The sequence below is a fragment of the Mycolicibacterium houstonense genome, from assembly GCF_900078665.2.
Taxonomy (GTDB): domain Bacteria; phylum Actinomycetota; class Actinomycetes; order Mycobacteriales; family Mycobacteriaceae; genus Mycobacterium; species Mycobacterium houstonense.
In genome coordinates this window covers 691044-709497 of record NZ_LT546208.1, presented here as the reverse complement: position 1 = coordinate 709497, position 18454 = coordinate 691044, and the positions used below count along the sequence as shown (strand labels likewise).

The following is an 18454-nucleotide window of genomic DNA, read 5'->3' as shown; positions in this document are numbered from 1 at the left end:
ACACCAAGACCGCAGGCGCCGGGCGACGGCGCCGTGCCGCCCTGGCCGTATCGACCGGTCTCGTTCGGCTGGAGCTGGGCCGCGCGGCCTGACGGTTCGCGAAATTATCGGCGAAAGGAATCACGACATGGATCAGGTAGCGGCGTTCCGGGAGACGCTCGAATTCGCGGAGCGAAACGAGATGGACCTGTGCGGATTCGAGATTGCGGAGGTTAACTTTGACCACCTCGTCTACATGCTGGAACGCATCGAAGCAGACCCCACTGCATTCTCCGACGCCAAGCTAGGCCGCTGGCTTGGCTGGGCGCAATGTGCCGTCGTAGCAGGCGGATACGGCACCCTCGAAGATATGAAGCAGATCAATCTGCGCCATGCGGGATGATGGTCAGTTATGGATGAGATTCCAGAGGTTGACACGGTCGAATCGCTCAACCGGCAGGCGAAGGCGGACGTGTCCAAGATGAATGCCCAGCTCGCCAGGGCAGAGGTGTGGGATACCGAAAACCCGACATAAGGCACCGGTTATCGGTGAAAGGAGCGAAGGTATGGAGGACGAGTACTTCTGTCCGCGGTGTGACCACCCGAAGAACGAGCATGACGCCGACGGCGTATGTCACGCACTGGACATGCCGGTGATCGGTATCACCGGCGATTGCATCTGCGATGGAGGAATGAAGGTATGACCAACCCTGTACTGGCCACCGAGGATCAGCTCGCGGAGCTGTTCTCCAAGACCGCCGAAGACGTGAAGCAGTGGGAGCGGCGCGGGTTGACCGCGGTCGGCACCTACACCCCGCCCCGCGGCCGGCCCGTCCACCTGTACAGCGTGACGGCCGCTGCCCGATTCAACAGGAGCCAGCCTTGACATACAACGTAGATCGCAAAGAACTGACGGATCTCATCTACGAGGCGACTGGGACTCTCGGGGCAACCTCCGCCGGGCGCCTGGCTGACCAGATCCTCCAGAAGTACGACGTGACCGAGAAGCCTGAGCCGGTCGGGACGATCAGCGTGGATTACACCAATCCGCGCGACCGCGTGGTTTCGATCAAAGTGGCCGAGTACGTATGGGTCCGGCTGTTCTTCGGTGAGCTGTACGCCAAGGACCTTGATCAGCATGTTGTGTATACGGACTCCGCACCGTGGAGCGAAGGCGGCGAGGTGTACCGCCCGTGACTGAGCCGAAGAAGTGGGATCCGGACCCGAACGATCCCGCGCTGACCGCGACCACCGGTGTTCCGCACGAGCTCGGAGGCGTTCTCCGGCCGGCGCGGCTGGGCCGGAAGGGCGCTGCGCTGATCCAGCTACTGAACTCCACCGAGCAGAAGATCGTCGCTGCGTCTCAGATCGCGACCGAGCAGGAGCGCGAGGCGCTCGCGGCCGGACGCACGGTATACGCCGGTTCCGTGAAGGAGGGCACGAAGTGAACGAGGTCCAGCACCAGGCGAAGATCGCGCGAGATCAAGCCATGGCCGACTACAAGGCAGCCCAGGCTGACGCGGACTTCCTGGGGAAGGTCTTGATCGAGGCCGACAAGGCCTTGCGCGAAGCCATCAGCCGGGCTCCCGATTCGTGGTACGGCACCCCGGGGATCCTCCAGTGATCCGGCTCGCCGCCGCTGCCGCCGGAGGCTTGGCCCTGGCCGCTGCTCTGTTCGTCGGTGTGGTCTACGGCGGGGTCTGCGCGATCTTGGCCGACTCAGATCCGGTCGCCGACCTGGAGGAGGACTGATGCCCGCGTACGCACCGATCCAGCTGAAGCTGATGCCGACGCCGGTGGTCCCCGCGGCCGTCGAGCGGCCGGACCCGAACACGCCCGAGGCGATCCTCGGCCGCGTCCGAAACCTGGCCCGGCAGTGGGACCAGTACACCGGCCCGCTGGCCACCGTCCACCACGAGTTCGCGCGGGAGCTACGCCACGCGCTGGCCTACCGGAGGAAGTGATGAAGCGCCCAGATCTTGTCGTACGGGAGGCTGCGGTGGCCCGCGTGAAGCACATGACCGCACTTGGGATCAGCCCCGACAGCATCCTCGCGTGGAGCACGCTGACTGACGCACAGAAGGTGCCCTGGATCGTGCAGGCTGCGGGCGGACCATGCTGACGCCTCTGCAGTCGATCGACCTACGCGGTACGGCCGGCGACCCGCTACCGCCCGCGTTCAAGGCCCTGGAAGCCAAAGGGACGCGGATCTACCGCGGGCAGCTGGCGCTGATCGCCGCGGCGCCCGGCGGCGCGAAGTCGGCGTTCACGCTCGCGTACGCGCTGAAGGCACGGGTGCCCACGCTGTATTTTTCCGCGGACAGCGATGCCTTCACTCAGTCGACCCGGATTCTGTCGATGGAGCTGGGGTGGCCGCTGGAGCAGTCGGCCCGGGCCGTCCGGACGAAGCAGCTGCCGGAGCAGACGCTGACGTGGAACCCTGGCCCGGGCAACCCGAACGGGATCCCGATCCGATTGAACTACGCGGCGCAGCCGACGCTGAAGACGATCGAGAACAGCCTGGCCGGGTACGAGGAGACGTTCGGCAACCACCCGCAGATGGTGGTCGTCGACAACATCACCAACGTGCTCACCGGCGTAGCGGCCAACGACGAGGACCCGTTCGGCGGGCTGGAAGTCCTGATGGACTACCTGCACGAGACCGCGCGGGAGACCGGCGCCGCGGTCATCGGGCTGCACCACGTCACCGGCGACTACAACGACGGCGACAAACCCATCCCGCTGCGCGGCGTGAAAGGCCAGATCGCACGGGTACCCGAACTGATTCTGACGCTGCACCGCGTCCCGTCGACGTACGGCGGTGACTCGTTGCGGGTGTCCACCGTGAAGAACCGCGCGGGTCGTGCGGACGCGTCGGGCCGGGAGTACGCCGAGCTGGAGTTTGTCGGCAAGACCATGACCATCCGAGACTTTCAGTAGACGAGAGGAGCATTTTTGTGCCCGCCAACTTGACATACAACGCCGCGGTCAAGATCCTCGGCTTGGAGCGCCCGGCTCCGCCGGTCGCGAACGTGCTCGACTTCACCGATTCGTACATGAGCGACGTACACGACGGTGACCGGCTGTTCGAGCGGTTCCAGGAGGCGGTGCCCGCCGACTTGGAATACGACACGCTCGTCGGCACCGGGCTGTCCGGGACGATCGCGGTGGTCGACCTCGCCCGCCGACTGGGGAAGCACTACCTGGTCGTCCGGAAGGCGAACGACAACACGCACTCGGTGTACTCCGCGGAGGGGCGGCTCGGGCAGCGGTGGCTGTTCGTCGACGACTTCATCGACACCGGCCGGACGCTGGGCCGGGTATACGACAAGATCACGGACCTGACCGATGGCGAGTTCGAGGCCGAGCTCGTCGGCATCTACGAGTACAAGTACGGCTGGTTCTCGCCCCCGACAGGGCAGCAGGCAGAGAACAGCTGGGCCATCGAGAGCTTCCATCGGCTGCTGACGAAGTGGGCGAAGGAGTACGACGGCCGGTACCACCGCTCGAAGCGGCCCGGGGCCGTCAGCCCGGCAGCGCGCGCTGCCGAGAAGGACCGGCTCACCATGATAGCCCTGCATAGCGAGTGGTTCGACTGATGCGTCGGGTCATGTTCGCGGGCGCCCGGGACTGGGGTAACTGGTTCGCCATTCAGCGGGCGCTGAAGGAGGAGCAGGCCGAGGGCCCGTTCGTAGCCGTCCACCAGGGCAGCCAGGAGACCAGCTACCACTACGGAGCGGTGTTCGGCACCGGAGAGCCGACCAAGATCCGGATGGGCTGCACCGACGCGTACGTGGAGGAGTACTGCCGGGAGGCAGGGATCCCCACCGCGGTAGCGGAGTTCGACCCGACGGCCGTCCGGCTGCGGGCGTTCCCGTCGCTGGGCGACGAGGGCGTGATCTCGGTGATGGCTCAGGCACTGGCCGCGGGTATCGAGGTCGTGAACCACGGCTGGCAGCCGGCCATCGCTGCCGCCCGCCGACAGGCGCGGGAGCTCGTATGACGATCCCGACGCTGCTGACCTGGTTTGTCGTCGCCTGGGGCGTCGGCGACTTCCTACGACATCTACTGGAGTGCCGATGAGTGATCCCGCAATCGAAGCCGCGCAACGGGCATGGGCCGCGAAGCCCAACGGGTTTGAAAAATCTTCCCACTTGCCTCACCGACTACCTCACGGCATGGACATGATCGCCGCCGCTCGTGAGATGGCCAAGCCGATACGCGCACTGCACGCCCAATTCCTCGCCCAGGGCAAGGGGCCAGAAACCGAGTGTTGGTGGCGTGCAGTCCAGTACGTGCTGGAAGAGCTTGCCCCGTTGATCCACACCACCGAGGAGTTGGGCCAGTGACGAAGCCTGCGGCCGACTGGACGCTGCACGAGCACGGCCACCCGAAGGCGCTGATGGACCCGGAGAGGGGCTGCATGGTGATTCTGGAGTCCGGAGCCGCGGACCACATCCCCGACCTGGTGTGCGGAGGGTGGGTGCCGCGATGAAGTTCGGGAAGCCCGAACGGCGCACGCTCTCAAGCGTATTCGCCAAAGACGTGCAGTCCGGAGACGTGCTATGCGAGTGCCTGTACAAGTACGACCAGTCCCGCACCACCGACTCGGTGTACCGCGAGGAGGGCCGGGTGCTGGCGGTGAACCCGCGGCCGGCCGAGGGAACGGTTCAGATCTCGTGGCGTACCGCTTACGGGGAGACGCGGGTCGAGGCGGTGCCTCTGTACCAGGGAGTGATGGTGGTCCGATGACCCGGGCCAAGCGCGTGGTGCAGTGCAAGGACTGCATCGCGGAGGGTGTCACCACGGTCCGCAAGCCCGCGCTCACCAGCGCCGGTAACCCGGTCCCCGGGAAGCGGTGTGTCACACACGAGCGGTGGCGGAAGCAGAGGACCAAGGACGCCGCCTGGGAGAAGCGCCTGATCGACACCTACGGCATTACCGCGGCGGAGTACTGGGCGATCTACGAGGCCCAAGGCGGCCGGTGCTACATCTGCCGCAGAGCCACCGGGAAGGCAAGGAAGCTCGCCGTGGACCATGACCACAAGACGGGTTACGTGCGTGGCCTCACCTGCGCCACTGACAACAAGTCCCTCGGGTTCGCCCGGGACGACCCGGAGCACTTCTACCGAGCAGCGGAGTACCTGAAGAACCCGCCCGCGTTCGCGGTGATCGGCAAACGCATCGCACCTATCGAGGTGCCGAACTTGACATACAACGTAAAGGAGCAAGCAGCATGACCATCCCAGTACCGACCGCCCGCCCGAACCTGCTGCGCCAGCAGATCCTCGGGGAGCTGGTGAACAACCGCACGGTCACCCGGCTGGAGACCCAGCCGAAGAAGGGCCCGAAGGCCTCGTTCCGGCACATCCTCACCGGCGAGTCCGTGAGCTACCAGACCTACGTCGACGAGCCGATCGCCCGGCAGGTCCCCGGCCTGGCCGGGCACGTCTCGGAGCTGAACGTCGAGCGCGCGGCCCGGAGGTGGGGCAAGTGAAGGTTCGCTACCAGTCCTGGGCCGACGTCCCGCACGGCGCTCTGGTGAAGAGCAAGTTGCTCTACCTGATCAAGCCGTACGACGAGGACGCACAGCCGCTGATCACATCCCGGGTGAACGGGATCGGGATCGGGTGGATCGTTAGCTCCCTACTCCCCGAAGGTCCGTTCAAGGAGGTAACCCTGTGAATCAGTACACCGAAATCGCCGACGTCCCAACGGATCTGGAGGTGGTGGACTCGATGGGGTTCACCTGGAAGTACATGCTCGTCACGCCGCTGCACTCGCTGCAGCTCTGGCACTACCGGGTAGGTACAGACTGGGTCCCCAGCTCTGTTGCTGCCCGTGGCGCATCCACCGCCTTCATGGGCCCGTTCGCGGAGGTGCGGTAATGGCGCTGCCTCCGCTCCCGGCCGGGTACCGGTGGAAGATCCACCTCACCCGCATCAAGCCGGTGCAGATCAAGGCGAAGGTCAAGAAGGGGATCCGGACGGTCGGGTACGGCTACAGCTTTCCGAGCGCCCGCGGCGGCGTAGCGGCGGCGATGGAGCGCGCTGTGACGGAAGCCCTAGACGACTTCCTGGAGGATCCCCGGTGTGAGTTCAACGCCTTGATGAGGCGCGGTGAGTGAACCCGGTGAGCCGCTGATCGTCGCGGTCATCTCCCACTACCACCCGACGTGGGAGGCCCCGGCCGACAACGGCCGGGACTGGATACCAACCCGGTGTCCTTTTCACGGTGACGAGAGGGCGTCGGCCGCGGTGTCCTACCGCTTCAACGCCTACAAGTGCCAGGCCTGCCCGGTCAAGGGCGACGCCATCGGACTACTTCGAGCCCAAGAGGGGGTGACATACCATCGCGCTGTCGAGCTCGCAGAGGAATTATCTCCAGGAAGCAGCGAAGCGCTATCACAACGCGCTACCCGGGTCGCCCGGCGAGGCGTACCTGGCAACCCGAGGTCTGACCGCACCGTCGATCACCGAGGACGTCAGGCAGTTTCGCCTGGGGTACGTGGCCGACCCCGTCCCGGGGCATGAGCAGTACCGGGGCCGTCTGGCCATCCCGTATCTCCGGTGGGCCCCCGACATCGGCTGGCAGGTCGTGTCGATCCGGTTCCGCCGGCTGGACGACCAGAAGCCGAAGTACATGACCGTCGCCGGGGACCGGCCGCGGTTGTACAACACGCTGGCGCTGCTGAAGCGCAGCCCTGTGATCGGTCTCGCGGAGGGCGAGATCGACGCCATCACAGCGGATATCGCCGGGATCCCGACCGTCGGGGTGCCCGGGACGCAGTCCTGGCAAGACCACTTCCGGGAGCCGTTCCTCGGCTACCGCGACGTGTTCGTATTCGCCGACGGCGACGAGGCGGGGGAAAAGTTCTCCGAGTTCGTAGCCGGGGTACTGCCCAACGCCAAGATCATCCCGATGCCACCGGGAGAAGACGTCAACAGCCTGGTCACAAGCCAAGGCGCACAAGCACTTAAGGACAGAATCAGATGACAGTTCATGTTCGAGTCGCTAGCGGGGAGCAGAAGAGCTACACCGCGGCCGACAACTACGAGTACGACGAGCAAGGAATTCTCACCGTGCTGCGCGGGGGCGATCATGTCGCGTCCTACCCGCACAAGGAGTGGATCGGCGTGGTGATCGAGGAGAGAGTCGAGGAGGTCGTCGACGCGGAGCTGGTGCCTCGCGTGTGGCAGTCGATCCGCGACGTACCCGCCGGGATCCAGGTCCGAGACCGGGATGGGGATGTGTTCGTCTGGGTAGCCCCGGATTATCCGGATGAGCCGTCTTTACTGGTGTGGAGCTGCGGCGATTCGAGCCCGCTGGATTTCGCGCCCTGGGGCGACGAACCGGCAGACATCACCGCCGTTGATAACGGCCTGAATCCGTTCACCGAGGTGATCGCTTGAGCGCCAACGAAGTCATCCACACGTCCTCCACCGGAGGCTCCAAGGCCGGGAATCTCGATCAGTACGACCTGATCCCGCCGACGGAGCTTCGGATCATCGCCGCGCTGTACAGCACCCCGTACGCCGACCACTGGCAGGCCGCGGGCGGCTCGTTCAACGAGCTGCAGAACCAGCTCAACCTGTTCTGGGCCGGTGACGACGTCGATCCGGAGACCTGCTTCCTGCGGCCGGCTCTGGTCGCGCTGCAGGCGCTGGAGCTCCTGAGCGCCCGCGTCAACGACGACGAGAAGCAGCTGTGGCCGCGGGTAGACAGCATCTACCGGTTCGACCGGATCCCGGCCGAGCCGCTGCGTCTGCTGGCACACCACTACGGCGTCGGGGCCAGGAAATATTCTGCCGACAATTGGCAGAAGGGGTACGACTGGCGGCTGACGTACGCGGCGCTGAACCGCCACCTGTGGCAGCACCAGTCCGGCCAGTTCATCGACGAGGAGACCGGCTCGCCGCACCTGGTGGCCGTCGTCTGGCACGCGATCACGCTGCTGTGGTTCTACGAGAACAAGCCGGAGTTCGACACCCGGACGTCGACGAAGAACCAGCGGGAGCGGGACGACCGGGTCCGCGAGATCCTCCGGGGTGCAATCAAGGCCTCCACGCTGGAGTTACAGGACGTGGTCTTGGCGCAGCAGCAGTTCGTCCAAGAGAGCCGGCCAGTGGTCTACATCTCCGGCCCGATGACCGGGATGCCAGACCACAACTTCCCGGCGTTCCACCAGGCCGCGCAGCACTACCGGGACCTGGGCTACACCGTCATCAACCCGGCCGAGCTGCCGGGCGAGGGCGGCGAGCACCCGTGGGAGTGGTTCCTGCGGCGCGACCTGATCGCGATGCTCGAAGGCGGCGCGGACACCATCGTGCTGCTGCCGGGCTGGGAGCAGTCCCGCGGCGCCAAGCTGGAGTACCACGTGGCGAGCGCTCTCGGGTTCACCGTCCGGCATTTCGTCGCGCCGGAACTTGACATACAACGTGATCTGTCCTGGACGGATGCGATCAACAACATCGTCGTCGACCTGGACGACGCGGAAGGAGTCGCATGACGACTACCACGAAACGGATCGTGGTCCTACCGGACACGCAGCTGCCGTTCTCTGACATGGAGGCACTGCGTGCGGTGATCCAGTTCATCGGCGACACGCAGCCGGATGAGCTGCTGGGGATCGGCGATTACATGGACTACCCGGGGCCGGCGCGCTGGTCCAAGGGAACGGCCGAGGAGTTCCTCCCCGACCTGCAGCGCCAGAACGAGATCGGCAAGCAGATCCTCGGGGAGATCCGAGACGTCTACGACGGCCCGTTCCGGATGCACGAGGGCAACCACGACCTCCGCCCGCGGCAGTACCTGGCGAAGTACGCGCCCGCATTGGGCGAGCTGGAAGAGAACTTCCACTTCTCCAACATGCTGGACTTCGACGGGTTCGGCGTCGAGCTGCTGCCGGACTTCTACCCGATCGCCCCAGGCTGGATCTCCACGCACGGGCACATGGGGAAGATCTCGCTGTCCCCGATCTCCGGCTCCACCGCGCTCGGCGGTGCGAAGAAGTTCCAGCAGTCGGTCGTGATGGGGCACACCCACCGGCAGGCCGTGGTGACCCACACGTTCGGTTACGCGGGCGAAGAGGTGCAGACGGTGACCGGCTTCGAGGTCGGACACCTGATGGACCAGAAGCAGGCCGCATACCTGCAGCGGGCAACGGGCAATTGGCAGAAGGGGTTCGGGATCCTCGACGTGTACGAGGACCATGTCCACCCGGTGCCCGTCCGGATCGCCAATCGGAGATTCATCGTCGACGGCGATACGTGGGAGTTCTGATGACTGATCCTGCGGTTGAAGCCGCGCGGCGGGCCTTCGAAGTGATGTACGACGTCGCTTACTTCGAAGCGTCCCTGCAAAGAGGCGGGGTCGCGTCGGAGTACGTGGCGGTAGCCCGTGAAATGGCCCATCCGATCCGGGCGCTCTATGAGTACTTCCACGAGTACTCCCAGGGGCCCGGTGACTACAGGGAAGGGGTCTCGGAAGTGGTCCGGGCTCTGGCGCCATTGCTCTATGCCAACGAGGAGTTCTGACGTCATGGCCTTGACATACAACGGAACCGTCCTGCCGTACCTGCACTTCGACGCCCGGTCCCGCCAGACCAGCTGGGCCGAGGTGGTCACCACGCTGGTCGAGGAGGTCTACGACAAGCGCGGGGTGCTGGTGGAGGCCCAGTGACAGATCAGGCCCGTCTGCACCGGCTGATCAAGAAGGCGGCCAAGTCCAGCATCAACGCCTGGGGGTGGGACCAGTCCCATACCGACGACCTGATCCAGGACATGTGGACGGAGTACCTCGCTAAGCCGTCCAACCAGGACCGGATCGGGGGCGGCTCTGACGAGCTGGCGTACACCACGCTGCGGCGGATGGGTGACCAGCTGCTGACGGGTTACAAGACCGCGGACGACCTGGCGGCCGGCGACCGGCTGTACTCGTCGGAAGCGATCAAGGCGGTACTGAAGCAGGCCGAGTACAACCCGTACCTGAAGTCGGTGGTCCACCTGGCGGTCGCTCGACTGGCCGACCGGCACCCGCCGTACGCGGAGGCTCTGAAGCGGCGCTACATCGACGGTCTCACCCCGAAGGACAAGCCGGGGCAGAACGCCCTGACTCGCGCCCACCAGGCGCTGGCCGAGGAAGTCCACGTCGTGATCGTCGAGATGGAGGACTCGGACCGGACGCGGGTGGATCCGGATGCGGTCCGGGCCCACTCCGGCCCGGCCACGCCGACCGAGGACGTAGCCCTGCTGATCGCCACCAACGCTGCGGCTGCGGAGGTGTTCGCCGACGAGGCGCAAGACGAGGCGGAGGCGTTCACCCGGGAGTACGTCCGCCACGGCACCGGGCACACCGGGGTGCCGATCGACATCTTCGACCCCGCGTTCAACGGCATGGCGGGCGTCCAGATGTACCGCTCTTGGGTGATCCCCGAGAGCTCGACCAAACAACAACCACAACCCCTCCTGGCCAACTGGAGCCCGGAGGACTTGGGGATGTACGTGGGGTCTCAGTGGACCCCGGGATACAACCGAAAGGAAGCAGCATGACGTACGAAGATCCTTGGGCCACTTCGGCACCCGAGCCGGAACAGCCTGCACCCCCGGCGACCACCACGGTCGTCAACAACAGCTCCCGGCCGGTGGCCGAGGGCGAGGGCAAGATCGTCACTACCCTGAAGGGTGGCCGCGACTTCGACGCCCCGTGGGTGGTCATCCACGCCGCGTCGGTGGCGGAATCCGACGCTCTCTTGGACTCCGCGTTCAAGGACTACCTGGAGAAGGTCCAGAAGGTGGCGTCGGTGTTCGCGGGTGCAGCCCCGGCGAGCCTGAGCTCCAGCGGTGGCCAGCAGGCTTCCCGCCCCGCACAGCGGCCCGCCCCGGCGGGCGCGCAGGAGCCGCCGTCGTGGGCGCCTCCGAAGCCGGAACCGGACTATGTCTATCGGACAGGGGTCGGTAAGAACGATGGCAAAGTCTGGCACGCCTGGTATCCGCCGGACCGGAGCGACACTCGTCCGAAGAAGTACTTCTACCCGCCGCGTTAACGGGTCGGGAACTTGACACACAACGCTGATTGACCCGGAGGGGCCTCGCTGTAAGCGCGCCGGCTTGAGGCCCCTCCTCCTACCTCACGAAAGGAAACCGATATGCCACAGATAGCCACTATCCACCTGACGGAACACCACCAAACCCTGATGTTCGTCGACGCCGAGGTCTTCCTCGACGGCCGGGACAACACGCTGATCGTCTTGACCGAGACCGGCGGGAAGACCGTTTTCCCCTGGACCAACGTCTCGTTCTGGAGCCAGTCCGAGATCACCGACGAGGAGTTGGCGGCCTACCGCGCCCTGCGCGGCGAAGAGTCCGCCGAGGACAAGCTCCGTAAAGAGCTGGGGTTCGAATGATCGACCTCGATGCGCTGCAGGAAGCCCGGACCGAACTTCTGGACGAGCCGCTGAAGGAGGTGTTGGCGTTCGCCGCCGCAGCCTTCGCCGTGGGGCAGCGGTATTACCGCGAAGCAGGCCACGACCCGGAAGAGATCGCCGAGCCGCTGCGCGGGTTCCTGAAAGAGGTCTCGGACTCCGCCGACTACCTGATGAATAACTAACCCCGAGGAGGCCGAGGTGAAGCAGCACCACTACAAGATCGGCGACGAGCCGGTCCTGATCAACGTCGTCGAGCACGAGGACGACCTGGAGGGGTTCCGGGATTTCATTCGCGCGAACCTGCGGATCCTCGGCCTCGACACGGAGACCACGGGTCTCGGCATCTACCAGGACGGTTTCCGGCTCCGGCTGGTGCAGTTCGGGACTCCGTACGAGTCCTGGGTTGTGCCGGCCGAGCTGGGGCCGCGGTTCCAGGAGGACATCCGGGTAGCGCTGCGCGGCGTCGACCGGTTCGTGCTGCAGAACGCATCGTTCGACCTCCAGGTGATCGAGAAAACCCTCGGGGTGCCGATGGAGGAGCTGTGGCCGAAGGTCACCGACACCAAGATCCTGGCCCACCTGGTGGACCCCAGAGCCGTCAAGGAAGGCGGCTACGGGCACAAGCTGGAGGAGCTGACCAAGCACTACATCGACCCGGTGGTGGCCGAAGAGGTCAAGGGCTCGATGGCCCGGATCGCCAAGGCGCACAAGACGACCAAGGACAAGATCTGGGCGATCGTTCCGCTCGACGACCCGGACTATCAGCTGTACGCCGGGATGGACCCGATCCTGGCCGCCCGTTTGCTGCAGAAGCTGCGGCCGCTGGTGCCGACGAGCTCGACGAAGTTGCTGCCGTACGAGCACAAGCTCGCCGAGGTGATGTCGTACGTGGAGCGGACCGGGTTCCTGCTCGACGTCGAGTACGCCGAGACGCTGTCCGCGGACATGCTCCGGAAGCGTGACCACTTCACGGCGATGGCCAGCACGGTCTACGGCGTCAACTCGGTCAACTCGTCGGAGAAGGTGGCCGACGGGCTGGAGCGGATGGGCGTCAAGATCAAGGGACGGACACCGACCGGGAAGCGGAAGGTGGACGCCGAGCTGCTGGAGAAGCTGCAGGGCGAGGGGAACACCCTGGCCACCGCGGTGATCGAGGCGAAGAAGTGGGGGTCCTGGGAGTCCACCTGGGTCCGCAACTTCATCGAGCGCCGCGACTCTGCCGACCGGGTGCATCCGGGGATCAACCCGCTGCAGGCACGGACGGCCCGGATGTCGATCACCAACCCGGCCACGCAGAACCTGCCGGCCGGAGACTGGATGGTCCGCCGCTGCTTCCTCGCCGACGAGGGGCACCGGATCGTCTCGGTCGACTACCAGGCACAGGAGCTGCGCGTGCTGGCCGCGTTGGCCAACGACCGGGTAATGATCAACGCCTTCAAGAACGGCGACGATCTGCACCTGATCACCGCGCAGGCTGCGTTCGGTCCTCAGATCACGAAGGACGACCCGGAGCGGAAGTACGCCAAGGTCGTGAACTTCGGCCGGATCTACGGAGGCGGGGCCGGCACCGTGGCCAAACAGACCGGGCTCGACTTCCCGACGGCCAAGAAGGTGGTCGAGGGGTTCGATAACGCCTACCCGCAGGTGCGGGACTTCAGCGCGAGGCTGCAGGCGGAGGCGAGTGCGAACGGGTTCATCACGACCCCGGTCGGGCGGCGGCTGCCGGTGGACCCGGACCGCGCCTACTCGGCGCTGAACTACCTGATCCAGTCGTCCTCGCGCGACGTCACCGGCGCCGCGATCCTGCGCCTGCACGAGGCAGGGCTGACGCCGTACGTCCGTCTGCCGATCCACGACGAGGTCCTGGCATCGGCCCCCGCGGCCGAGGCCGCGGAGATCTCGCACGAGATCGCCCGACTGATGCGGATGCAGATGGGGCCGGTCGACATCGGTACCGACCCGGAGGTCGGCGGCCGGTCCTGGGGTTCGCTCTACTACCACGACGACGTGCCGCCCAGCGACCCGTTTCTCATCATCCCGACTTGACACACAACGGAGGAAGTATGTTTGACCAACAGTTCACCGCGGAGGAGTACCGCATAGCGGCCAAGGTGGGACGCGACGCTGGCTTCGACCACACACCAGACCTGTGGGAGGCGAAGGCTGCGCGGTTGGATTCCGTCGAGGACTACGCCCGCAAGCTCGGTCGGGTAGCCGCGCCTGCCTTCTCGGAGAAGGGCCGGGGCGAGGTCATCATCCGACACCTGCTCGACGACGGCTGGACGCCGCCCGAGGGGCTGATCTGACGTGGACACCGAGAAGTTCCTCGACGAGCTCTACCAGGGCTTCGCGAAGACCACCGGTGCCGAGGATCGGTTCTGGGTCGTGGAGCCGGACGAAGAGACGACCGGCGTCAAGGTCTACGCGATGGGACAGGACGGGACGAAGAAGTTCGTCGGGTTCTTCCTGACGGAGCTGGACGGCGACTTCGCCGCGTCGCTGCACGGTGCCGTCCCGGATCTGGTCCGGGTGACGCGCACCGCGTTGGACGACGCGGAGCGGTTGTCCCTGGACCGGGACCAGCAGGAGGGCCGGATCGCGGACCTGGAGCTGGAGATCCTCGGGCTCAAGAACGCGCTGGGGGAGCGATGACATCGGACACGTCGATTCCGAGTCAGTGGGAGATCAACCATTCCGGTGTATGGGCCTGGCTGGGTCGCTCCATAGCCATGGGAGGGCTCATTCAAACTACGGCCTTCGATCGAATCGAGCAGGAGTATAACCAATGAGCCCGCCACTGCTGGTCGTCGAAGACCGCCATCCCGAGTATGGATACCACATCGTCCGGTTGAACGGTCGGGTGCTTGGCGCTCTCGCGACCCCGATAGCGACGAAGTGGGACTACCTATCCAGCGGCCCATTCGATGCTCCTCAGTACGGGGTTATCGAGCTGCGGTTCGTTGAAGTCGACGTGCTGAAAGACCTAGACGACACGTCTCGTCGGAAGTGGTCGACGGCCATGGGCCTGCGGAGGCCGCGATGAGCAAGCACGAGTACGCCGAGGGGCCTAGCGCCCTGCGGGCCGTCCAGAAGGATCTCGCGTACCGGCTCGGGCTGTGGGCCCGGCGTAGCGACCAGGGCGGGATGCACCGCCGCGACGCCGGACGCGTATATCCCACAGGAACCTTCTACTGGAGCGAGCAGTACGAAGCCTGGTTCCGGCGGGCGTCCGACGGAACGGCACATCGGGTGGTCTTGTGAAGCACCCACGCGACTGGACGGTGGCCACGCTTCTGGACCGGCGGATCACACTCGGCGAGCTGTGGCGGATGTTCCGCGCCGCGGTGCGCCGGGCCTGGCATTGGTGGTGGGTCTCCGGGACGGAGTACCCGTTCATCCCGGACCCGCTGCGGGTGCTGCCGCCAGCGGTCGCAGACAGGGATCAGCTGGACTGGGCCGAGGCCGGCGCGGCGATAGCCGAGAACCTACACCTCACGCAGAGGTGGATCCTCGGTGCTTCGGAGGACCAGTACCCACTCATCGGTGAGGGCTGGGAAGCGCTAATTGCCAAGGCCGAGGACCCCTACCGCTGGACTCCGCCGGACGCCTGGGACGACGTGATCATCCGGGGGACGAATTGAAGGCCGTCTTCGGGCACCGCAGCCGGTGGCTGATCGTCTCCGACGGTCATAGCACGTGGTCGGTTTACCCGCCTACGGGTTCGTTCTGGGGCCGACTGACTCAGCACCCTTCGTTCGACGCGGCCCGCCTCGACTTCATCCGACAAACCGCACACGTACGGCCTACCAGCGGAGCTGGTGGCCTAAGAGCGACCGGCTCTGCCGGTAGCGAGAGGAGAAACTGATGGCAAACAACCGAACCGAGGTCGAGACGGATTGGTTCGACGAACCGTCTCCTGCCGGATCGAAGCGGCAGGGGTACATCACGTACCAGGAGACCGAGTCATACCTGGTCGATCACATCCGAGGCTACGTAAAGCAGCAGATCGGGGCCCGTAGGTACGGTCCCCCGTACCTGCACGGTTACCCGACTCTGACTATCCACCAATGCTGGGACGGCTACTCCGAGTACACGATCACCGATCAGTGGCACGAAGTCAGCGTCGATTGGGAGGGGCACTCGTTCTTTTTTGAGTCCACCGCCGCCTTCTTCCGTGCGCTGGCCGACGTCGAGCCCATCGAGGGCTGATGCATAACCCCTACTGCTACCTCGACTCAATCTGCCCGCAGGATCCCGCGCGGGATCCCGACCGAACGAAGGAGGCCCCCGTGGCCAAGACCCCGTTTCTCCAGCGCCGCACCAAGCGGCACGAAACCGTAGACCTGCTACTGCGCTTCAGCGAATGGTTGGACGCCGACGAGAAGCTGATGAAGAAACCGAAGAAGAAGGACCGCCGTACCCACGAGGACCTGGCTAAGCAGTTCCTTGCGGAGGTTCTGGGCTAGTGGACATCGACATCACGGAACTGGTCCGTGACTACCTGGTCCGGTTCGTCGTTTGGGCAAACGCCCTGACGGACGCGGAGCTCATCGCCATGGAGAGCGTCGAGCCGGCGGGACTCGTCGACGCCTTCCTGAAGGAGGACCAGTGAGCCAATTCATCACAGTGACCAGCGACGAGCTGGGCCCGATCCTGCTCAACCGGGACGCAATCGAGAGCGTCCGTCCGGATATCAGAGGCGGTAGCCGGATCGGGATCCGTGGCGCCCAGTATCACTACAAGGTCCGAGAGCAGGTCAGCGGGATCCGGGAGTTGTTGCGATGAGCAAGAAGAAGCAGAAGACCGTCAGCAGTGTGGCGGTGGCCGTGAAGACGGCCGAGGTATCCCGGAAGCTGGACGAGATCATCGACCTGCTGCACGTCCTGGTCCACCAGACCAACCCGGTTCAGGGGAAGCCTCCGCGCTACGACATCAACGTGTCGAGTGTCCGCGAGGCGGAGGAGGCCCGCGACCGCGCTGCAGCTCTGATGCGCCTGGACTGGGCCGGGGACCGGCGGGCGCCCGGGAAGAAGCCGGAGACCGCACAGGACGTCGAGACACTTAAGGACGGGCTCGGTAACCCGCTGCGGGTACGACGTACTCCGGTGACCATCGCGGCCGAGGAGGTCGAGGACTACCACGGCAAGGCGGCGCAGTGGCCGGACCCGTATCTCCCCGTCAGAATGCACCCGTAAAGGCCTCCCAGTGCCTTGACATACAACGTAAATGCCGTCCCTGGTGTGTGTGTACAACAGAATGCCCCCTGCGGGTCTGAGAATCGCTCTCAGGCCTTCAGGGGGCGTTTTCTGCGTTTACGCGTTTCGTACCCTCGGGCGGTACGGTCTGCATAGCCCTCATAGCCCAACTGGCAGAGGCAGCGGGCTTAAAACCCGCCAAGTGTCGGTTCGAATCCGACTGAGGGCACCTTAACTCGGATTAACAGCGCCGGTAGTCCGCCTTAGCGCGGCGCGGGCCGTCGGGCCCAGGCGCAGGAACTTCTCGTAGTCCCGCAGATCGCCGAAGTCGATCGACCGGCGCATCGTTCCGCCGCGGGTGTCGTACATCAGCCGGACGTTCATCGTCCGGAGCCAGGTGTTGCGCGCCTCGACGTCCTGCGCGTCCCACCAGTCCGCGAGCTTCTCGCCGGTGGGCTTCCACGTCCAACCGGACGGCCGGGTCTCCTCGTCCTGCAGCGCCTCCTGGCGCGCGGCCAGGGCCTCTATCCGTGCATCCAGCGCCACGCGCTGCGGGGAGCCGACGCGGTAGGCCGGGGAGCCGATCAGCCCGGTGAGATCCACCAGCTCGGCGTTGATCTCGGCCAGCTCCGCCGCGTTGTCCGATCCCGCCTCCCACACGCGCTCCAGGCGCTCGGAGTCGCCCAGGAACTCCAGCACCTGCTCGGTGGCGAACGCGTCGAACTCAGGCACCGCGACCGTGCCGTTGCCGCACTTGGCCGCCTTCGTCATCGACTTGCACCGGTAGCGCGGGAACTGCGCGTGGCTGCCTCCGTTGAACTTGTACGCCGGGAGCCCGCACACGCCGCAGTGCAGCACCCGGAGCAACAGCGAGGAGCTGACTCGCGTGGGCTCGCCGCGGACCGCGCGGCTGGCCAGCTCGGCCTTCAAGGCTTCGAACTGCTCGCGCGTGAAGATCGGATCCGACCGGACGATCGGGGAGCCGTCGGCGTCCCGGATGGCCTTCTCCTTCGACACCGCGTACCCGAGCATGGTCTCGCTCAGCAGCGCCCGCTTCAGCGGCGTCACGCTCCACTCGCGGCCCGCCACCGGGCGGCCGCGCAGCTCGGCGAAGCTGTCCTTCGGCGTCAGCACGCCGCGGCGCGTCAGGTCGTGCGCGATGCTCTGCAGCGACTCGTGGCCCTCGACGATCCGGTGGTACACCTCGTGGATGATCCGGACCTGCTCGGGGTTCTGGACCAGCCGCCAGTCTCCGTCCACCTTCTCCGGGAGGTAGCCCCACGGGGGCAGGCTGCCCCGGTACTTGCCGGCGCGGAGGTTGTACCGCGCGGCCGAGGCGGTGCGCTCCCGGATCGCGTCGAGTTCCATCTGTGCCACCGTGCCCATGAGCGCGATGACCACCGCGGCGAACGGAGACGTCGTGTCGAAGTGCGGCTCGGTCGCGGACACCACCAGCTTGCCGTGGTCGTCAGCCCAGTGGACGAGCTCCTGAAGGTTCCGGATCGACCGCGTGAGACGGTCGACGCGGTAGGCCACGAGCACGTCGAACGGACGCTCCTCGTCGGACAGCCAGCGGGCCAGGTTCGGCCGCTTCTTCCGGTCGAACGGATCCACCGCCCCGGAGACGTCCAGATCCTCCGCCACACCGACCACCTCGTACCCGCGCTGAACGCACAGGTCCTGGCAGATCTGCAGCTGCCGCTCCGGAGAAGTAGTAGCGTCGGTGACTCGGGACAAACGCACTACGATCAGGGCCTTCATGGCTTACATCTTACACAACCGAGACGGCCGTCGTGGACAAGCCGGCCGAGGAAGACGAGCACGCCGGTCATCACCACGGCCACGCTCACTAGGT

The 18454-nt window shown here is 65.7% G+C and carries 43 protein-coding genes and 1 tRNA gene; 43 read left to right on the top strand and 1 reads right to left on the bottom strand.

Translation table 11 applies throughout. The features are described 5' to 3' along the window. Positions 1-127 precede the first annotated feature (127 nt). The 43 genes from BN4332_RS31630 to BN4332_RS31455 all read left to right on the top strand — a co-directional run bounded on the left by BN4332_RS31630 (position 128) and on the right by BN4332_RS31455 (position 16828). Complete coding sequence (locus BN4332_RS31630) at positions 128-382, top strand: hypothetical protein (protein WP_066904107.1); 255 nt, start codon at positions 128-130, stop codon at positions 380-382. 9 nt (positions 383-391) lie between these two features. After that, complete coding sequence (locus BN4332_RS34985; RefSeq protein ID WP_268811541.1) at positions 392-514, top strand: hypothetical protein; 123 nt, start codon at positions 392-394, stop codon at positions 512-514. 31 nt (positions 515-545) lie between these two features. After that, positions 546-683 (top strand): hypothetical protein, encoded by a 138-nt coding sequence (locus BN4332_RS33465; RefSeq protein ID WP_160110972.1) that lies wholly within the window; start codon positions 546-548, stop codon positions 681-683. Beyond that, the gene (locus tag BN4332_RS31625) at positions 680-865 is read left to right on the top strand and encodes a hypothetical protein (protein WP_066904105.1); all 186 of its coding nucleotides are present in this window, start codon (positions 680-682) and stop codon (positions 863-865) included. The genes BN4332_RS33465 and BN4332_RS31625 overlap by 4 nt, the downstream gene beginning before the upstream one ends. Then, positions 862-1176 (top strand): hypothetical protein, encoded by a 315-nt coding sequence (locus BN4332_RS31620; RefSeq protein ID WP_066904103.1) that lies wholly within the window; start codon positions 862-864, stop codon positions 1174-1176. Before BN4332_RS31625 ends, BN4332_RS31620 begins: the two co-directional genes overlap by 4 nt. After that, on the top strand, positions 1173-1427 hold the full coding sequence (locus tag BN4332_RS33460; protein WP_066904101.1) for a hypothetical protein: 255 nt from the start codon (positions 1173-1175) through the stop codon (positions 1425-1427). The genes BN4332_RS31620 and BN4332_RS33460 overlap by 4 nt, the downstream gene beginning before the upstream one ends. Continuing rightward, positions 1424-1603: a hypothetical protein gene (locus BN4332_RS33455; RefSeq protein WP_066904099.1), complete on the top strand. Its 180-nt coding sequence runs from the start codon at positions 1424-1426 to the stop codon at positions 1601-1603. The genes BN4332_RS33460 and BN4332_RS33455 overlap by 4 nt, the downstream gene beginning before the upstream one ends. Continuing rightward, entirely contained in the window at positions 1600-1731 is a 132-nt protein-coding gene (locus BN4332_RS34980) for a hypothetical protein (RefSeq protein ID WP_264077855.1), read from the top strand. The genes BN4332_RS33455 and BN4332_RS34980 overlap by 4 nt, the downstream gene beginning before the upstream one ends. Beyond that, a complete protein-coding gene (locus tag BN4332_RS33450) occupies positions 1731-1943 on the top strand; it encodes a hypothetical protein (RefSeq protein WP_066904097.1) in 213 nt (70 codons plus the stop codon). The genes BN4332_RS34980 and BN4332_RS33450 overlap by 1 nt, the downstream gene beginning before the upstream one ends. A gap of 151 nt (positions 1944-2094) precedes the next feature. Further along, positions 2095-2919 (top strand): AAA family ATPase, encoded by an 825-nt coding sequence (locus tag BN4332_RS31600; protein ID WP_066904095.1) that lies wholly within the window; start codon positions 2095-2097, stop codon positions 2917-2919. Between the two features lie 17 nt (positions 2920-2936). Further along, positions 2937-3578, top strand: a complete 642-nt coding sequence (locus tag BN4332_RS31595; protein WP_066904093.1) for a phosphoribosyltransferase — start codon at positions 2937-2939, stop codon at positions 3576-3578. Beyond that, the gene (locus BN4332_RS31590; protein WP_066904091.1) at positions 3578-3982 is read left to right on the top strand and encodes a hypothetical protein; all 405 of its coding nucleotides are present in this window, start codon (positions 3578-3580) and stop codon (positions 3980-3982) included. Before BN4332_RS31595 ends, BN4332_RS31590 begins: the two co-directional genes overlap by 1 nt. Before the next feature lie 76 nt (positions 3983-4058). After that, positions 4059-4328, top strand: coding sequence for a hypothetical protein (locus BN4332_RS33095; RefSeq protein WP_110810235.1), 270 nt, complete (start codon positions 4059-4061; stop codon positions 4326-4328). Continuing rightward, positions 4325-4474, top strand: a complete 150-nt coding sequence (locus BN4332_RS33445) for a hypothetical protein (protein ID WP_160110971.1) — start codon at positions 4325-4327, stop codon at positions 4472-4474. Before BN4332_RS33095 ends, BN4332_RS33445 begins: the two co-directional genes overlap by 4 nt. Then, positions 4471-4731 (top strand): hypothetical protein, encoded by a 261-nt coding sequence (locus tag BN4332_RS31585; protein WP_160110970.1) that lies wholly within the window; start codon positions 4471-4473, stop codon positions 4729-4731. Before BN4332_RS33445 ends, BN4332_RS31585 begins: the two co-directional genes overlap by 4 nt. Continuing rightward, entirely contained in the window at positions 4728-5219 is a 492-nt protein-coding gene (locus BN4332_RS31580) for an endonuclease VII domain-containing protein (protein WP_066904086.1), read from the top strand. Before BN4332_RS31585 ends, BN4332_RS31580 begins: the two co-directional genes overlap by 4 nt. Then, positions 5216-5476 (top strand): hypothetical protein, encoded by a 261-nt coding sequence (locus BN4332_RS31575; RefSeq protein WP_066904083.1) that lies wholly within the window; start codon positions 5216-5218, stop codon positions 5474-5476. Before BN4332_RS31580 ends, BN4332_RS31575 begins: the two co-directional genes overlap by 4 nt. Next, positions 5473-5664, top strand: a complete 192-nt coding sequence (locus tag BN4332_RS31570; RefSeq protein ID WP_066904082.1) for a hypothetical protein — start codon at positions 5473-5475, stop codon at positions 5662-5664. The genes BN4332_RS31575 and BN4332_RS31570 overlap by 4 nt, the downstream gene beginning before the upstream one ends. Next, positions 5661-5867, top strand: coding sequence for a hypothetical protein (locus tag BN4332_RS31565; RefSeq protein WP_066904080.1), 207 nt, complete (start codon positions 5661-5663; stop codon positions 5865-5867). The genes BN4332_RS31570 and BN4332_RS31565 overlap by 4 nt, the downstream gene beginning before the upstream one ends. After that, positions 5867-6106: a hypothetical protein gene (locus BN4332_RS31560; protein WP_066904078.1), complete on the top strand. Its 240-nt coding sequence runs from the start codon at positions 5867-5869 to the stop codon at positions 6104-6106. The genes BN4332_RS31565 and BN4332_RS31560 overlap by 1 nt, the downstream gene beginning before the upstream one ends. Beyond that, complete coding sequence (locus BN4332_RS35260) at positions 6099-6512, top strand: CHC2 zinc finger domain-containing protein (RefSeq protein ID WP_074133254.1); 414 nt, start codon at positions 6099-6101, stop codon at positions 6510-6512. The genes BN4332_RS31560 and BN4332_RS35260 overlap by 8 nt, the downstream gene beginning before the upstream one ends. Further along, complete coding sequence (locus BN4332_RS31550) at positions 6487-6975, top strand: toprim domain-containing protein (protein WP_066904076.1); 489 nt, start codon at positions 6487-6489, stop codon at positions 6973-6975. Before BN4332_RS35260 ends, BN4332_RS31550 begins: the two co-directional genes overlap by 26 nt. Then, complete coding sequence (locus BN4332_RS31545) at positions 6972-7391, top strand: hypothetical protein (RefSeq protein ID WP_066904074.1); 420 nt, start codon at positions 6972-6974, stop codon at positions 7389-7391. The genes BN4332_RS31550 and BN4332_RS31545 overlap by 4 nt, the downstream gene beginning before the upstream one ends. Beyond that, positions 7388-8488 carry a dATP/dGTP diphosphohydrolase domain-containing protein gene (locus tag BN4332_RS33900; protein ID WP_074133252.1) on the top strand — a complete coding sequence of 367 codons (1101 nt, stop codon included), beginning with the start codon at positions 7388-7390 and terminating at the stop codon, positions 8486-8488. Before BN4332_RS31545 ends, BN4332_RS33900 begins: the two co-directional genes overlap by 4 nt. Then, positions 8485-9261, top strand: a complete 777-nt coding sequence (locus BN4332_RS31530; protein WP_066904072.1) for a metallophosphoesterase — start codon at positions 8485-8487, stop codon at positions 9259-9261. The genes BN4332_RS33900 and BN4332_RS31530 overlap by 4 nt, the downstream gene beginning before the upstream one ends. Continuing rightward, complete coding sequence (locus BN4332_RS31525; protein WP_066904070.1) at positions 9261-9515, top strand: hypothetical protein; 255 nt, start codon at positions 9261-9263, stop codon at positions 9513-9515. Before BN4332_RS31530 ends, BN4332_RS31525 begins: the two co-directional genes overlap by 1 nt. Before the next feature lie 4 nt (positions 9516-9519). Next, entirely contained in the window at positions 9520-9660 is a 141-nt protein-coding gene (locus BN4332_RS33895) for a hypothetical protein (RefSeq protein WP_200820465.1), read from the top strand. Continuing rightward, complete coding sequence (locus BN4332_RS34775) at positions 9657-10529, top strand: hypothetical protein (RefSeq protein WP_066904067.1); 873 nt, start codon at positions 9657-9659, stop codon at positions 10527-10529. Before BN4332_RS33895 ends, BN4332_RS34775 begins: the two co-directional genes overlap by 4 nt. Beyond that, positions 10526-11023 carry a D29-gp49 family protein gene (locus tag BN4332_RS31515; RefSeq protein ID WP_066904065.1) on the top strand — a complete coding sequence of 166 codons (498 nt, stop codon included), beginning with the start codon at positions 10526-10528 and terminating at the stop codon, positions 11021-11023. The genes BN4332_RS34775 and BN4332_RS31515 overlap by 4 nt, the downstream gene beginning before the upstream one ends. 102 nt (positions 11024-11125) lie before the next feature. Continuing rightward, entirely contained in the window at positions 11126-11383 is a 258-nt protein-coding gene (locus tag BN4332_RS31510) for a hypothetical protein (RefSeq protein ID WP_066904063.1), read from the top strand. After that, entirely contained in the window at positions 11380-11586 is a 207-nt protein-coding gene (locus BN4332_RS31505) for a hypothetical protein (protein WP_066904061.1), read from the top strand. The genes BN4332_RS31510 and BN4332_RS31505 overlap by 4 nt, the downstream gene beginning before the upstream one ends. 16 nt (positions 11587-11602) lie before the next feature. Beyond that, a complete protein-coding gene (locus tag BN4332_RS31500; protein ID WP_066904059.1) occupies positions 11603-13450 on the top strand; it encodes a DNA polymerase in 1848 nt (615 codons plus the stop codon). 17 nt (positions 13451-13467) lie between these two features. Next, a complete protein-coding gene (locus BN4332_RS31495) occupies positions 13468-13710 on the top strand; it encodes a hypothetical protein (protein WP_066904057.1) in 243 nt (80 codons plus the stop codon). A gap of 1 nt (position 13711) precedes the next feature. After that, positions 13712-14056: a hypothetical protein gene (locus BN4332_RS31490; RefSeq protein ID WP_066904055.1), complete on the top strand. Its 345-nt coding sequence runs from the start codon at positions 13712-13714 to the stop codon at positions 14054-14056. A gap of 133 nt (positions 14057-14189) precedes the next feature. Then, on the top strand, positions 14190-14447 hold the full coding sequence (locus tag BN4332_RS34000; protein WP_066904052.1) for a hypothetical protein: 258 nt from the start codon (positions 14190-14192) through the stop codon (positions 14445-14447). After that, entirely contained in the window at positions 14444-14665 is a 222-nt protein-coding gene (locus BN4332_RS31480) for a hypothetical protein (RefSeq protein WP_066904050.1), read from the top strand. The genes BN4332_RS34000 and BN4332_RS31480 overlap by 4 nt, the downstream gene beginning before the upstream one ends. Next, the gene (locus BN4332_RS31475; protein WP_066904048.1) at positions 14662-15045 is read left to right on the top strand and encodes a hypothetical protein; all 384 of its coding nucleotides are present in this window, start codon (positions 14662-14664) and stop codon (positions 15043-15045) included. The genes BN4332_RS31480 and BN4332_RS31475 overlap by 4 nt, the downstream gene beginning before the upstream one ends. Positions 15046-15268: 223 nt before the next feature. Further along, the gene (locus BN4332_RS31470) at positions 15269-15613 is read left to right on the top strand and encodes a hypothetical protein (RefSeq protein ID WP_066904046.1); all 345 of its coding nucleotides are present in this window, start codon (positions 15269-15271) and stop codon (positions 15611-15613) included. An 80-nt stretch (positions 15614-15693) separates the two neighbouring features. Further along, the gene (locus BN4332_RS31465) at positions 15694-15870 is read left to right on the top strand and encodes a hypothetical protein (RefSeq protein WP_160110969.1); all 177 of its coding nucleotides are present in this window, start codon (positions 15694-15696) and stop codon (positions 15868-15870) included. Continuing rightward, positions 15870-16016 carry a hypothetical protein gene (locus tag BN4332_RS33440; RefSeq protein WP_160110968.1) on the top strand — a complete coding sequence of 49 codons (147 nt, stop codon included), beginning with the start codon at positions 15870-15872 and terminating at the stop codon, positions 16014-16016. Before BN4332_RS31465 ends, BN4332_RS33440 begins: the two co-directional genes overlap by 1 nt. Then, the gene (locus tag BN4332_RS33435; RefSeq protein WP_160110967.1) at positions 16013-16189 is read left to right on the top strand and encodes a hypothetical protein; all 177 of its coding nucleotides are present in this window, start codon (positions 16013-16015) and stop codon (positions 16187-16189) included. Before BN4332_RS33440 ends, BN4332_RS33435 begins: the two co-directional genes overlap by 4 nt. Further along, entirely contained in the window at positions 16186-16599 is a 414-nt protein-coding gene (locus BN4332_RS31460; RefSeq protein ID WP_066904042.1) for a hypothetical protein, read from the top strand. Before BN4332_RS33435 ends, BN4332_RS31460 begins: the two co-directional genes overlap by 4 nt. A 155-nt stretch (positions 16600-16754) precedes the next feature. Beyond that, positions 16755-16828, top strand: a tRNA-Leu gene (locus BN4332_RS31455). Positions 16829-16830: 2 nt separating this feature from the next. Here the strand turns inward: BN4332_RS31455 and BN4332_RS31450 are convergent. Then, positions 16831-18360, bottom strand: a complete 1530-nt coding sequence (locus BN4332_RS31450) for a recombinase family protein (RefSeq protein WP_066904039.1) — start codon at positions 18358-18360, stop codon at positions 16831-16833. Positions 18361-18454: the final 94 nt, after the last annotated feature.